Below are 15,635 nucleotides of genomic sequence, written 5' to 3'. Positions count from 1 at the left end.
TACGTCATGATTTATCTGAAATTAGGGTTAGCATCTATTTGCGTTTGCGGTATCGGCAAAGATTCGCTCATGCCCGGAATAAATTTAGGACCAAATACCTCTTTTGCTTTGCCAGTACGGACCAGGTCATTGAAGCGCTCGCCCCACCATTCACAAGCAAATTCTGCTCTACGTTCGTCGAGGATCTGGTTTAAGTTTACATTCGCAATCGGTGCTAATTTAGCTCTTTCTCGTATTAATCGGAACGGTTCATCTCCATTCTGTCCTTTTCTTACTTTTGCCTCCGCATTGAGCAGCAGCACATCTGCGTACCGGAGTATTCGCACATTATTGTTTGCACCATATTCCAAACGGCCTTCGGTCATTTGTGCTTTTGGAAGATAGGCTTTTCCGTTGAAATATTTGATACCAAAGGGATTGCCATAGACCACGTCACCACTAGGGGTAGTGACAGATGTGGCAGGATCACCGTTTATCCCGCAATACTGAATGGTGTTTTTCAAGCGTTCAAGGTCCCCGCGATTCGTCAGAAAATCGACAATATCTTGCGATGGGGGTACCCATCCTGCACCAGAAATGGCACTTCCTTTTTGATCGCCAGAAGGACCTTGCCACCTAAAGAATGTTCCCCAGTCTACTCCGGGACGTACAATATCGCCTGTGCTGAGGCCAAAGTCGGAATATTGCAATTCAAATAGGGATTCGTTTGCTAATTTTCCGGGTAGCTTGAAGAGCTCGTACAGGTTTGGATATAAGGAGAATTTATTGCTCGCAATGATTTTATTGGTCGCATCTAACACTTCTTCCCAATGCGGACTGCTGTTATCATTGCCGGCAAGGTCTGAAGCTGCTTTGGCTTTTAATAGCAGCGCGGTATACTTGGTGACGGCACCGATATGGATGGATTGATTCGGGCGGGCATCTTCCAGCGCTTCAATACAATCGTTCATTTCGGCAATGATAAATTCCCTTACTTCGGCAGCTGTGCTCTTTTCGATGGTCGCCAGTCTTCCGATGTTTTCACTATCGATCAAAATAGGCACGTTTCCAAAGAGGCGAGAAGCCATCAGATGGGCGTAGGCGCGCAGAAACCGAACCTCGGCTTTGTATTGTTTGTTTAAGGCGAGGTCTTTGCTGTTGCTGGTGGGTATTTTTGCAGCAAAATTTTCCAGTTCAATCAAAGCATTGTTGGCCGCGATGACCAGACTGTAGTAACTGATCCACGATTGATTGAGCCCCCAGTAAGACTGGACGGTGACATCGTTCTGGAAATTTTTGATGGCCGTTAATTCTGGATTATCGTTGGGGCTTGGAGCACCCTGCAGGTAGTCATCATCGCGCATGCAACGTATGGAAAGATCGATCCAATGCACCAGATTGTCATCGGCTGCTGAGCGGTATACGCCAGAAACAGGACTATACATGAGGGCCGGATTGCTGTAGTCGATTTCTTCCGAACGCTGCTGGTTTTCTAGGGGCTTGTCTAAAAACTTTTTACAGCTCGTCATGGATAGCGGAACTGCTATACAACTGGCTATGAGGATATATTTAAAGGTGTTCATAAGATTAAAATGAAAGGATTAAAAATTAAAATGAAACTTTGACTCCTAGACTGTACGTCGATGCAATAGGATACACATTGGCATCAAATCCCATTCCCGATATTTCGGGTGTGAAACCGCTGTATTTGGTAAACATAAATGGTCTATCTGCCGTTACGAATATGCGGGTAGGCATTTTCGGGAAGTCAAAACTATAACCCAATTGAATGTTTTGCACGCGGAGGTAAGCACCACTTTCTACAAAGAATGAACTTGCCTGTAGATTCCACGATGCGACCGATCCTGCTGCCGATGGATGTGTATTGCTCGAACCTTCTCCTGTCCATAGTTTATCAACAAAATCGGCATCGACATTCATCTGGCTGTATTTTCTGCGCATAGCTCTGTTGAGGTTATGGATCTTATTGCCACTTACACCTTGGAAGGCGATACTCATGTCAAATTTTTTGTAATCGAATGCAACGTTGAAACCATAGGTGATCTTTGGAAGGTAGTTCCCAAGATTGATACGGTCGTTTTCATCCAATTCACCATTGTTGTTCTGATCTTTATATTGGAGATAACCCGGTAAGATAGGGGAGTTTGGATTTTGTTTATTGTAGGCGCTCGAAATTGGGTCGGCATCGATCTGTGCTTGATTTTGATAGACACCGGCTACTTCATAACCATAAAAATAGTTGATGGGCTCGTTGATTTCGATTCTTGCAGGAAACTCTGCTGCCCATTCCGGGTAACCGTTCATGATGTTTTCCAATCCACCTAGGTTTTTGACTGTGTTTTTCAATGTCGTCACATTTCCGGCTAGGGAGTAGCCAAATGCACCGACTTTATCTTTCCATTGCAGCCCGATTTCCCATCCACTGTTGGCTACACTGCCCCAGTTTCCGTATACGCGATCCCAAGAAAATGGAATGGGTCTGCTGAATGCCAGATCATGGGTCGTTCTGTGGTAATAATCTACGGTACCACTCAGGCGATTGTTCAATAGCGCAAAATCTAAACCGCCATCCCATTCTTCAACGACCTCCCAGCGCACTTGTGAAAAGAACCTGCCCACGCGGTATCCAGGTATCCGGGTGCCGTTTGTGCTGCCTTCGCTACCAAATATGCCCGAGAAATTATTTCCGGAATAGACGGTTGCATATCCGGCATTGGGTTGGATCCCGTCATTACCCAATTTACCCCAGCTTCCGCGTATTTTCAATTGATTGAAAAGTTTCTGGTTTTCCATAAACTTTTCTTTCGTCAGCACCCATCCTAAGCCCACTGATGGGAAATAACCCCATTTGGTTTGGTATTTGGAACTTCCATCGGCACGGAAAGTGGCGGTCAATAAATACTTGTTATCGTAGTCATACGTCCCTCTAGAAAAATAGGATATTCCGGCATTGCGAGAGCCATTTTCACCATATCCTGTGGCAGACCCTATTCCCTGAGCGCCAACACCTACATACCAAAACTCTTCCGATTCGGGTACATCATTGGCCTGTACCCAGGTTTCACGCCAACGTTCTTCCCGGGTCGATTGCCCCAATAGGACCGACCAGTGGTGTTTGCCCGCTTCGTCTTTATACGTCAATAAATTGTCTAAGATGTAGTTGTTGTTACGTGCTTGTGCAGACCGTAGAAAAGAACGGTCGTTTCGCTGGTCGTTATCAATATAATAAATGGGGTTATAACCGATGTTATGTGTCGATTGATAGCGTTGGCTGAGCTGTGATTTGAATGTGATCTTGTCTTTCCAAAGTTCTGCTTCTACGTAAAAACTCGGTAGTATCTGAAATCCTTTTGTTTGATTGTTGTTGTAGAAAGCTGTGGCAACCGGATTGTTGTACCAAAATCCGGATTGCATACCGATGGCGGTACTGGATCCGAATTTTTCAGGTTTAGCAAGCTCGAGTGAAGGGTCGTAGACCGGGTATAAAGGAGTTGCAAAATAGGCCTGACGGAAAGCGGCATTATTGGGGTGATAGGATTTGAAATTATTTAAATGTGCTATAAATCCAACTTTCAGCCAATCTGTGACCTTGGCGTCTGCCTGCATGCGCATGTTAAACTTTTGGTTGTTGTTTTTAGCATCCATGATGCCTTCTTGTTTGACGTAGTTGAGACCAAAAGCATAGGTTATTTTTTCACTTCCACCCATGACGTCCACATTGTGGTTGGTGATGAGTGCTTTTGAGCGCAACAGCTCTTCGAACCAATCGGTATCCATGGCAGGGTTGGTCTCCGTGCCACCATATTTTTCAACTGAATTTTTCACAAAAGCGCCATTTCCGGTTGCTGTAGCATAGTTGGCATACTGTTGCGCATTTGCCATTTTTAAAACGTTGGTTGGTGTTTGGAAGCCCACAAATCCATTGTAGGTGACTTGTGATTTCATATTCAGACTTCCTTTTTTTGTGGTCACGAGGATGACCCCATTGGCCGCACGAACCCCATATATGGCTGCACCAGATGCATCTTTTAAGATCGAGATGTCTGCAATATCGTTGGGGTTAAGGAAATCAATATTATCCATGAACATCCCATCGACCACATACAGCGGACTTTCATTATTAAACGAACCAACTCCACGAACGCGTACTGACGGTGTTGACCCAGGTGCTCCTGAGCTCACGATCTGTACACCTGTAACGGCACCTTGGAGGGCATCCATGGGATTGGAAACCGTACGTTTGGCCATATCTTGCATATTGACCGTAGCAATCGGGGCTGTAAGATCGCCTTTTCGTTGTGTACCATAGCCTACTACTACGACTTCATCCAGGTTAAAGTCGGCATTGGCCTTTAATTGGATGTTCACGGAATTGCCGGTTAGGGTTACGGTTTTTGATTCATAGCCCAATGAGGAAACAATCAAATAATTTGAATTTTGGGGAATAGAGAGGGTGAACTCGCCATTCTCGTTGCTACTGGTTCCAGTTGTGGAACCGCCTGATAAGGTAATACTTGCCACTAGCGGAATCCCCAGTTCATTCGTGACTTTACCTGTAATCGTTCTGTTCTGTGCACTTACCGTAGTGGTAAGACAAGACAGAAGAGCAACACTTGCAATGATGCTGACCTTGTTTTTCATACGTGATGAATTAAAGAATTTAGAATGTTTATAATTACCTCAAATTTAGATTTAGATAGGCATAAGTTAAATTTAAACACTACTTCATTACTACTTCATCATGCGTTAATGTTCCTAAATTCGCTATATTTGGGCTACGTCAAGTTTACGTCAACCCAATTATAGACAGCATATATGAAGTATCTCATCATCCTTTATTTGTTCGTATTTTTTATAATGCCGCATGCAGTATGTGGACAACATCTACTTGGATTACCGTTGGTCAACAACTATAATAAAACCGTATATCGGGGTGGAAGCCGTACCTGGGATATGAAGCAAGATAGCAGGGGCATTATGTATTTTGGTAACAGTGAAGGGCTGATTACTTTTAATGGTCGGTATTGGAAATCATATGCATTGCCCAACCATACGATCATCCGCTCGCTATGGATCGATGATCATGATCGCATATATGTAGGGGGGCAGGGGGATTTCGGTTATTTTGAGCCTTCGGAACAGGGTGGGTTGACGTATACATCACTTAAAGCCTTGATCCCTGAGGCGTATCGTAATTTTGCAGATATCTGGAATACCTTGTCTTTTGGACAGTCTGTTTTTTTTAGAGCGACGAATGTAATCTTTGAACTTAAAGGCCAAAAAATAACGGTACATCCGGCTGCCGCAGAATGGTATTTTATGGGTAAGGTCGGTGATTCGTTATTTGCGCAAGATAAAAAAAATGGTTTATTGGTCTACCGGAACAATCATTGGTCTCCCATGCTCGCCGCGTTACCCTATGCGGATATGAAAATATCGGCCATGATACCACTCGGTAAGGATCGTATCGTGGTATCGACTTTAAATAATCAAAACTATCTGCTGAAAGACAGGATGCTAATTCAATTGAATAAGGAGCGTTGGGAAGATAGTTATACGCCATCTTCGGCGCTTATAGACGATTCTACTTTTGTGGTCGGCAATGCAAAAGATGGCTGTCATATCCGTGATCGGAATGCCAAGACTATTCAGCGTATCGGGATTAAGGAGGGGTTGGTGAACAAGAATATTTCTGCGGTATTTGTCGATCGACAGAAAAATATATGGGTAGCTAGTGACAATGGTATTTCGGTGATTTCGTATGGTTCTGCTGTCCGGTACCTGCGGCCAAATCTGGAAAATGATGTAACCGGATTATCGTCTTTGATCTTTGATCACAAACTTTATTTGGCATCTTCAAATGGGATGTATGTGGCGCCCATTACCAAAGGGCTGAGCGACCAAAGCCGATCATTGAGTTCTTTTTCGCTTTTCCCAAAAAGCGATGGAGGAGAGGCGTGGATGCTGCAAGAATTGAATGGAAGCTTATTGCTTGGACATAATAAAGGACTGTTTCAGATACAGGATCAAGCCTTACTGCCGTTGTCGAATAGGACGGGTACTTGGAACGTATTGCCTTTAAGCTCGGTGTATCCGGTAGAGCAGGCTTTGGTGGGGACTTATCAGGGCTTAGAGTTGTTGAATTATCAAAACGGGAGCTTTCAGTCCGATGGTCAGTTACGTGGGTTTGTTGATTCGTATCGTTTTTTAGAATTGGATGAGAAAAAAACAATTTGGGCTTCACATCCGTATCGCGGTATCTATCGCATGCGATTGGCGGCAGACCGACATGCCTATCAAGCAGATCTGTTGACTAAAAAAAATGGTTTACCCTCGGACTATCAAAATTTTGTATTCAAGATCAAAGATCAAGTGATCTTTGCGACAGAAAAGGGACTGTATACCTACGATTATAGCAAGGATGAGTTTGTGCCGTCAGTTGATTTTAAAGTATTTGAGGGGCTCACGATCCGTTATCTCAAGGAAGATAAGGATGGGAATATCTGGTTTTGTACGAACAAATACGTAGGGGTTGCTCAATTTGACCCTAAAGCGAGGACCTATCAGCTGATTAAATTTTCAGAGATTGAAGGCATGAATACTTCGGGATTTGATCATATCAATACTTTTGATAAAAACAACGTCTACATCGGTGCCGAAAAGGGAATCATACACATCAACTATGAAAAGTATATCAAGGAGGCTCGGAAACCGCTTGTCTTGTTATCTCAGGTAACGGCAAAATCGACCTTGGATAGCACTATTTTTGAAGGGTATTTTACCAAGAGTCCAACAGGTGTTTATGAACAAGATGCTGCTGATGTGCCTGAGTTAGCTTCTAAATTCAATTCTTTTCAGTTTGCTTTTTCTTCGCCAAGTTTTGGTATTCATGAACATGTGGAGTTCAGCTATCAATTGGTAGGGTATGATGAGAGCTGGTCTACATGGGCAAATATTTCTGAAAAATCATATACGAATCTCCCAAGTGGAGACTATCGGTTTCAGGTTAAAGTCCGCAATAACTTAAACCAGATTTCTACGGTATCCTCTTACGCTTTCACTATTTTACCACCTTGGTATTTGACTATTTGGGCAAAACTGGTCTACCTTATTTTGGGTGCCATTGGGATTTCTATTTTTTTTAGGATACAAAAACAGGTCTGGAAAAAGCAACAGCTCCAATATGAAAAGAAAATGGCACAGCTCCGCTATATCCATCAGTTGGAAATCGAAAAGAGTGAAAAGGAGATCGTGAAACTGAATAATGAGAAGCTGGAACAGGAGGTATTGGTCAAAACCAAAGAATTGGCGAGTACAAGTATGCAACTACTGGAAAATTCGGGAACGCTCGTTAAAGTCCGTGATGAATTGGCAAAAATAGGGGTGAATGACGAAGAGGCTTCTGAATTAAAACGGGTCAATAATTTATTGAAAGATGTCGAGAAAAATAGTGCCAATTGGAATCAGTTCGCCTCGCATTTTGATGAACTTAATGATGGGTTCTTGAATAAGCTGAAATCAAATCATGCCGGATTATCACGCAATGATTTAAAGGTCTGTGCTTATTTGAAATTGAATTTTACCACCAAGCAGATTGCACAATTGCAAAATATTACGGTTAGGGGAGTTGAGATACACCGTTATAGGCTACGTAAAAAATTGCCTGTTGGGAAAGATCAATCTTTAAGTGATTTCTTGAATGAAATATGATAAATGGCGAGGTGTCTGTCCGTTTGTTTTAAGTACTTTTGCTATCCCTTTTATGTCGGGAGTTTCATTAGTGAGCTGATTTTAAAATCTTTGCGACAATGCAATACCGAAGCTTTTATTTTGATAAAACGGCATAATCATCGTTGTCGCTTTTTTTTCTTTGCCTATTAGCATGCTATTGATTTTGGGGTACAGCCAATAGGCCAACTCTGTTGATAAAACACCAAAACCTGCACCTGCCACTACATCACCCACCCAATGTTTATCATTCAACGTTCGGTAAACTCCGGTAAAAGCAGCAAATGAATAACCGGAAATACTGAGCCAAAAATTAGTGTCCTTGTACTCCCTGAACATAAATTGTGCAGAAGAAAATGCGGTGGCAGTATGCCCCGATGGAAAAGAAAGGTTATTTGAACCGTCTGGTCTTTCTTCTTTTGTAATATGTTTTAATGGAACAACAAATGCGGCAGCAATTAATTGTGATGTGGCATAAATAATGGTTCTGTCTCTAAAATTGTGCTTTCCTTTTATTCCTGCTGCGTTCAAACCATATACCATTAAAGCTGGTGCATATTGGGTGTAATTGTCTAACCGGATATGGTTGGGCTGATGTTCGTTTATCTCATCTCTGGTGGAAAAGTTGAGTTGCTTCAATCCATCACTTTCCAAGTTCACTATTCCGTACCCGATAAGCACCGATGGTGCAATTAACTGTTTATAGTTCAATTTATATGTTTTGTCGTTAACCTTAGTAATGATACTGTCCTGAAAAGTAACAGTTGAATTTCGGATTGTATCCTGTGCAGTAACACGACAGGTATTGAACAACACAAGAATTAAAATAATGATAATATTTTTGTTTATTGATGACATTTTATTCAGTATACAAGTCTGCATCTTTTTCATTTTTTGATTGTGAGCTATAAAGTTCCAGAGTGATTTGGAAGAAATTTAGCATGGTGCTATTTACTTCAGCTGATTTAGTACTGTTTTTTTATGGTTTATGATGATCATTACAGCCATTAAAAAAAAGGAAACTAGGGACGCATTTAGTGTACCCAGTTCCAGTCCCCCTTTCATTAATGGTTTTGTAAGAAAATCACCGAATGTTGCACCAAAGGGTCTTGTAAATATGAAGGCAATCCAGAATAATAGGATTTGATTAAGTTTGGTGAAATAATGTAATAGCACCACTAATAGGATAATAATGCCTGTTACCAATGCCCCGTGTAGATAGCTTAGTCCTAAGTTGTCACTTAAAAAATCGCCGAATGCAGTTCCCAAACTATTGGAAAATAAAACGGCTGTCCAGAATAGCAATTCTTTGTTCCTTTCAATAATTGGATAGACCTCCAGATTATGATATTTTCTAAACCAAATCAATAAGCAGGCTGCTAGACAGGTTGCTAATAGTATGCTCCCCAATAGGTATCCCATGTGAAGGGTCCTGTCAATAAAATCGGAGATCTCTGTACCTAAAGTAGTCGTGCTAATTATAACAAACCAATATTTTACAGGTTTATATTCTTTGGCATTAATCTGTATCAGAAGGGCGCCAATGAAAAAAAATAAGGTAATAACTAAGCCAACAGCATAGCCGTAATGGAGGGTCATAGATATGAAATCCCCTAATGTTTCTCCTAAGGTTGTAGCCACCACTTTCATTAGCCAGAACAAGAGCGTAATGGAAGCCACTTTATTTAATTGCTTCATCTTCTTTTTAAAATAAAGCTATTGCTCAATTTAGAAGAAATTTAGAATTAGTTTTAGGACATATTATGGTTATTCTTTCTTCTTACCATTCTCAAATTGTTCAGCTTGCTGTCTGATAATAGGGAATGGTTGTAGAATCCGTTTTTTGTTTCGGTAGTTCACTTCTGAAAGTGATTGTTCTTCTTCCGATACCCTGAAGTGTATTATCCTTAGATATGTACGAAGAAAATGTGCTGTCCATTTTCAAAGCTATAGGTCACTTGCCAGTTGTGAAGCCTGCATATTTCCTGAACGATTGATAAGCCCAATCCACTTCCGCTATTGTCGGTAGACATCCTTGAAAATCTTTTGAACAATAAGTCTGGATTGAGTGCCTGTTCTCCTGAGTTGCTAATTTCGAAATCTGATTTTGATAGACTTACTTTTACGGAACCTCCCGGCGAGGTATGGCGGATGGCATTAATCAAAAGGTTATTGATCAGAACTTCGGTCAAATCCCCATTGCCTTTTACTGCAACGTCAGCATCAATATTGGTCGTGATGTTTATTTTTTTCTCTTTAAAATGTTCTTGCAGCCCATCCATACTTTGATGTAGCAAAGTATCGAACCTAACGAGCTCAGAACTATCAAATTGGCTGTTTTCAATTTTGGCAAGCAATAAAAGGTTTTTATTTATTCGTGAACTCCTTATTAGCGCTTTGTTCATTTCTTCTGCGATATGGTATTGTCTTTCGGTCAGGTCATTACTTTGTAGCAGAAGATCGACCTTGTTTTTCAGAATAGCCAATGGTGTTTGTAATTCGTGAGAGGCATTTTCTGTAAATTCTTTTTGATTTCGATAGGTCGCAATATTATGTTGGAGCAGCTTGTCAAGTGTAGCATTCAATTCGGCAAACTCTATGGTATCGGTTTCACCAAAATTAATTTCTTTGTGACTGTTTAATTGAAATGATTTTAATTTCTGCAAAGTATCCTGAAAGGGTTGCCACAATTTTTTAGAAAGTCGCCTGTTCAATATCCAGAAACCAACGACTAAAATTAGGAAAAACAACAGCGTAACCATTGCAATATAAGCCACGGTTTCTTCGGTTTCCTCAACGTTGGTTTCGACAACCAATACATAATGCTGATTATTAATTTTAATACTGGTCTTTAAACCACGAAAGCGGTCAATAACTTCATGTTTTGAATACGGATTTTGTCGGGTGATCGTATATAAGCTATCCTTTGGTAATGGTTGTTGGGAATAGTCAATTCTACTTACTGGTTGTATTTCGTTCCAGAAGGCAATGTTTTCAGCTAATTTTTCATCGCTGATCTGCTGCTCATTAAATTCGTTTTCTATTCTTTGGGCAATAAGTTCATTGTTTTCGTCTAATTCTCTCAGCCATATCCAGTCCACTAATAGGAAGTATGACGGAATACTCAATGCAAAAACAATAGATGCAAAGATGGTAAGCTGTTTCAGCGACTTTTGTAATAAGTTTTTCATCCTTCCCATTTGTAACCTGTACCGTAAACGGTTTTTAAATATGGTTCGCAACCTGCATCATTTAATTTTTTTTTCAGGTTCTTAACGTGTGCATATACAAAATCGTGATTGTCGAGCATATCCGCAAAATCTCCCGAAAGGTGCTCTGCTAAATTGCTTTTAGAAAGTACCCGGTTTTTATTCCCAATGAAGTAAAGGAGCAAATTAAATTCTTTTTTTGTAAGCGCAACAGGTTCGCTGTTCACAGCAACGGTTTTTGCCAAAAGGTCAATTTCTAATGCTTCCTGTTTTACAATGTTCGAGTTGTTAAACTGCTTTCTACGAATAATAGAATAGATACGGACTGTCAGCTCTGATAAGTGAAACGGTTTCGTAAGATAATCATCGGCTCCTATTTGTAACCCTTTTATCTTATCATCTAAAGAATTCTTGGCCGAAATAATGATAACACCATCCTGTTTATTTTCTTCCTTCAGTTTCTCCAAAATTTTCAATCCGTTTCCATCGGGTAGTGTTATATCCAATAATATACAGTCATAATTGAACACATCTATTTTGTTCATTGCTTCTGTAAAGGTCGCTGCTACTTCACATAAATAACTTTCTTCGGAAAGATATTCCACAATACTTTTGGCAAGCTCTTTTTCGTCTTCTATGATCAGGATCTTCATGTTATCGGTTCTTTCGTCTTACAAATTTACAATTCAATTTTGAATAAATTTTGAATTCATGCTACGCTGAAGAAAGTTTAAAATAATTGGTAAATGCAAATAAAATCTTCTTATAATCAGGGAGGACTTGGAAAAGAACCCGATATGAGTTTGCAAAAGCCAGAAAGCTTCAGATATATTTTGAAAAGATAGCAAAATGTGCGCATTGAATGGGACTATTTGCGTATTGCTATGCGAATATTGATCAAGGAAACAAATTTCATTTAACGTTGTTTATTATTTAATGTCGGTGATGCGTTATATGCTGACATATCCTAATGTTATCCATAAACTAATATAAACATGGCAAAGCAACAAGAAAACAAAAAAGTGCAACAGATCCAGGATCATACGGTCGACAATGCCAATCGGGTAATGACGACGAATGATGGAATTCCGATCAATGATAACAACAATATGCTCAAAGCAGGTGAGCGTGGACCTGCTCTTATAGAAGATTTTATTTTTCAGGATAAGCTGGCTCACTTTGATCGGGAACGCATTCCGGAACGTGTCGTACATGCTAGGGGTTCTGGTGCTCATGGTGTTTTTGAAGCGACTGCTGATGTTTCAAAATACACAAGTGCTGCTTTTTTACAAAAAGGTACCGTAACACCATTATTTATTCGATTCTCTACCGTAGCGGGCTTTAAAGGATCGACTGATCTGGCGCGTGACGTTAGGGGTTTTTCTGTGAAGTTCTACACCGAAGAAGGTAATTATGACCTGGTTGGTAACAATATTCCGGTGTTCTTTATTCAGGATTCGATGAATTTCCCGGATCTGGTCCATGCTGTTAAACCTGAGCCGAATAACGAGATGCCTCAAGCGGCATCGGCTCATGATACGTTTTGGGATTTTATATCCTTGATGCCTGAGTCTGCGCATATGTTGATGTGGGCGATGTCGGATCGTGCTATTCCACGTTCTTTTAGGATGATGGAAGGTTTTGGAGTCCATACGTTCAAATTTGTGAATGCTCAGGGTAAAGGTACCTTTGTAAAGTTTCATTGGAAACCTAAATTGGGTGTACACTCGGTAGCATGGAATGAAGCGCAAAAATTATCGGGTTTTGACTCGGATTTCTTACGTCGTGATCTTTGGGAGAATATTGATAAAGGTAATTTCCCGCAATGGGATTTGGGGGTTCAACTTGTGCCTGAAGAGGATGAACAGAAATATTCATTTGATCTATTGGACGCCACGAAGATCATCCCGGAAGAGTTGATCCCGGTGACAATCATAGGAACGATGACGCTGAACCGCAACCCTGAAAATTTCTTTGCTGAAACAGAGCAAGTAGCCTTTGATCCCGGACGCTTGGTACCGGGTATAGACCTGACCAATGATCCGTTATTGCAAGGACGTATATTCTCGTATGCGGATACGCAAAATTACCGTTTGGGAGGTCCTAATTTTCATGAACTTCCGATCAATAGACCAGTAAACGGTAAGCATAACAATCAAAAAGATGGTTTTGGAAGGCAGGATATCCTGAAAGGGAATGTCAGCTATTTCCCAAATAGCTTGGGTGGTGGTTGTCCATATCAAGCGATGCTAAAAGGGGAGACTGGTTTTAAAAGTCATGAGGAGAAGGTTGATGGTCATAAAGTAAGACGCAGGTCTTCATCGTTTGCAGATCACTTTACGCAAGCCCGCTTGTTTTTTAATTCGCAGTCCACACCAGAGAAAGAACATATCATCAATGGCTACAGTTTTGAGCTGTCTAAAGTGAATTCGGTTGATATTCGCAAAAGAGAACTGGCCATCTTGAATCAGATCGATAAAGAGCTTGCTAAAAGGGTAGGTGCCAATCTGGGATTGACTCCTCCGGAGCAACTGGATGAGTTGACCTTACAGTTTGCGCGTCAAAATCACCCTGAATATCCGATTCAAGCTCCTAAACCAGAGGTTGAAAAATCGGCAGCTCTGAGTATGGCTACGGCTCCGGGAGAAGGTACGATCGCGACACGGAAAGTTGCTTTTCTAGTTGCAGATGGTGTCAGCAAAGCATCGGTGGATGTGATGAAAAAAGCGCTGGAGGCAGAGGGTGCCGAGGCGGTGCTGATCTCGACACATACAGGTAAAGTGACGTTTAAGGAAGGTGGTGAGGCGGAAATCCAACATACCTACCTAACGGAGGCTTCGGTGTGCTACGATGCGTTCTATACGCCGGATGGTGATTCGATTGCGAAATTGGAAGATGAGCCGGATTATATCCACTTTATCAATGAAGGGTTTAGACATTGTAAGGCATTGGCATTTGCAAAAGGAGCAGAAAAACTGATTGCAGGATCGTATATTGCTAGGCATGAGAAAGATGCTGGTGTGGTGCTCGAATCGGGCAATAACCTGACAGCAGATTTTATTAAAGCGATGAAGGGTCATCGTGTGTGGGATAGAGAGAAAGCAAGAAAAGTACCTGCTTAGTTAAAACGTATTCACGGTAATACATTGTGCAATAAAAAAAGGTCATGTCTCCAATGGAGACATGACCTACTATTATGCGCTATTACTACTTAGGTTACTAACTTAAGATGAATTGGAAATCCGCTTGGAATTTTACTTCATCGCTTACCATCAATCCACCTGTTTCTAGGGCTGCATTCCACGTCAATCCGAAATCTTGGCGGTTGATCTTACCTGTAGCGGTATAACCCACTTTTTCATTTCCCCAAGGATCTTTTGCAACACCACCGAACTCAACGTCTACGGTAATGGATTTGGTGATGCCTTTGATTGTTAAGTCTCCGGTCAATTTAATATCATCACCATCTTTTTTGCTGCTTGTTGCATGGAAAGTAATGGTTGGGTTTGTCGCTACATCGAAAAAATCGGCACTTTTCAAATGCTCATCGCGTTGCTCGTTTTTGGTAGTGATGGATGCGGTCTGTATAGTCAAGTCTATCTTGGCGTTTTCTAAATCGTTGGACTCACTAACTACTGTCAGGTCGAAATCTTGAAATTGACCTTTTACGTTAGTAATCATCATGTGTTTTACTTTAAACTCAATCTCACTGTGCGCTTTGTCTAAACTCCAATTTGTCATAATTTTAATGTTTTTATATGTTTATAAATATTGATATATTCTTGTTTTATAATATACTACAAAATTAATGTATTGCGAAGTAATAATTATTGACCTAGATCAATATCGTACTTTAGTTATTTCATAGTGACAATAGTTAAACAATGGTTTGCAATATTGGTTTTAATTTATTTTGCACATTCGTTCAATTATTTTTACAAGCCAATACTGCCTTCGACCCAATAGCCTTGGAACTTGATATTTTTTGAATGCACGCCGATTTTTTTTAATTCTTTTCGAAATGCTTGGACTGAGGATACGTTGCCGGTGAGATAGAACACGTATTTTTCAAGTGGAAAATCGGATCTACTCGCTAATTCTTTTAAATAACTGATGGCATGCATTCCGGGACTGTCCGCTGTGCGTAGTACGGTTTTTGCCGTCAGATGGAGCTGCTCTGCTACCGTTCTGTTTTGTTCTCGTAGTTCTACCACTCCTTGATAAGTGCCTCCTCTTTTCGATATTTCGGCTATCATGATTAAGATAAAACTAAGGCTTGTTTCATCTCCAAAAAAGAAATGATGGTCGCTTTCCGGAACAAACATTTTGCGGCCAGTGGGAATGGCCATTTTCAGTTTTTCGCCAACGGTAAGCTGGGATACGAAAGTGCTTGATGGTCCATTTCCATGCATATGGAAAACGATGTCAAAAAGCCCGGTTTCTTGATCGAATGCGGATATCGTGTAATGGCGCAAATCATTGACACCTGTTCGCAATACGATAGCCCAACCGGGTTGGAATGCGATAGGAAGAAGGTCGGCAGAGAATGTTATTTTTAAGATCTCTGGATTGACATATGTTGTGTTTACGACCAGGGTATCAAAAAATTTGGAGGGCAATAGATTTTCGATCGCGTCGGCCATCCATTTGGGTATATGAGGCATATCTTTCTTATTTCTGTTTAAATTTGAGGGGTTG

General features: G+C 40.9%; 10 protein-coding genes. 2 read left to right on the top strand and 8 right to left on the bottom strand.

Translation table 11 applies throughout. The features are described from left to right. Positions 1–11: 11 nt before the first annotated feature. Positions 12–1,562 carry a RagB/SusD family nutrient uptake outer membrane protein gene (locus tag KO02_RS12695; protein ID WP_038698838.1) on the bottom strand — a complete coding sequence of 517 codons (1,551 nt, stop codon included), beginning with the start codon at positions 1,560–1,562 and terminating at the stop codon, positions 12–14. Between the two features lie 25 nt (positions 1,563–1,587). Next, positions 1,588–4,641, bottom strand: a complete 3,054-nt coding sequence (locus KO02_RS12690) for a SusC/RagA family TonB-linked outer membrane protein (protein WP_038698836.1) — start codon at positions 4,639–4,641, stop codon at positions 1,588–1,590. 174 nt (positions 4,642–4,815) lie between these two features. On the opposite strand from KO02_RS12690, the gene KO02_RS12685 reads away from it, so the two are divergent. Then, positions 4,816–7,710, top strand: a complete 2,895-nt coding sequence (locus KO02_RS12685) for a triple tyrosine motif-containing protein (RefSeq protein WP_038698834.1) — start codon at positions 4,816–4,818, stop codon at positions 7,708–7,710. 81 nt (positions 7,711–7,791) lie between these two features. Here the strand turns inward: KO02_RS12685 and KO02_RS12680 are convergent, their stop codons facing one another. The 4 genes from KO02_RS12680 to KO02_RS12665 form a co-directional block, all read right to left on the bottom strand. Then, the gene (locus tag KO02_RS12680) at positions 7,792–8,586 is read right to left on the bottom strand and encodes a phosphatase PAP2 family protein (protein ID WP_038702633.1); all 795 of its coding nucleotides are present in this window, start codon (positions 8,584–8,586) and stop codon (positions 7,792–7,794) included. A 93-nt stretch (positions 8,587–8,679) separates the two neighbouring features. After that, a complete protein-coding gene (locus KO02_RS12675) occupies positions 8,680–9,426 on the bottom strand; it encodes a membrane protein (RefSeq protein WP_038698832.1) in 747 nt (248 codons plus the stop codon). A 209-nt stretch (positions 9,427–9,635) separates the two neighbouring features. Beyond that, on the bottom strand, positions 9,636–10,919 hold the full coding sequence (locus KO02_RS12670) for a sensor histidine kinase (RefSeq protein ID WP_038698830.1): 1,284 nt from the start codon (positions 10,917–10,919) through the stop codon (positions 9,636–9,638). Continuing rightward, positions 10,916–11,590 carry a response regulator transcription factor gene (locus KO02_RS12665; RefSeq protein WP_038698828.1) on the bottom strand — a complete coding sequence of 225 codons (675 nt, stop codon included), beginning with the start codon at positions 11,588–11,590 and terminating at the stop codon, positions 10,916–10,918. The genes KO02_RS12670 and KO02_RS12665 overlap by 4 nt, the downstream gene beginning before the upstream one ends. A gap of 342 nt (positions 11,591–11,932) precedes the next feature. Between KO02_RS12665 and KO02_RS12660 the strand changes: the two genes are divergently transcribed. Next, positions 11,933–14,059 carry a catalase gene (locus tag KO02_RS12660; RefSeq protein WP_038698826.1) on the top strand — a complete coding sequence of 709 codons (2,127 nt, stop codon included), beginning with the start codon at positions 11,933–11,935 and terminating at the stop codon, positions 14,057–14,059. 97 nt (positions 14,060–14,156) lie between these two features. Here the strand turns inward: KO02_RS12660 and KO02_RS12655 are convergent, their stop codons facing one another. Together KO02_RS12655 and KO02_RS12650 are read right to left on the bottom strand one after the other, a co-directional pair. Next, on the bottom strand, positions 14,157–14,678 hold the full coding sequence (locus tag KO02_RS12655; RefSeq protein WP_038698824.1) for a YceI family protein: 522 nt from the start codon (positions 14,676–14,678) through the stop codon (positions 14,157–14,159). Positions 14,679–14,872: 194 nt separating this feature from the next. Continuing rightward, a complete protein-coding gene (locus KO02_RS12650) occupies positions 14,873–15,601 on the bottom strand; it encodes a siderophore-interacting protein (RefSeq protein ID WP_038698822.1) in 729 nt (242 codons plus the stop codon). Positions 15,602–15,635: the final 34 nt, after the last annotated feature.

Source organism: Sphingobacterium sp. ML3W (assembly GCF_000747525.1).
Lineage (GTDB): Bacteria > Bacteroidota > Bacteroidia > Sphingobacteriales > Sphingobacteriaceae > Sphingobacterium.
Note: the sequence above shows the minus strand (reverse complement) of the source record. Positions and strands in the feature narration are given on the sequence as shown.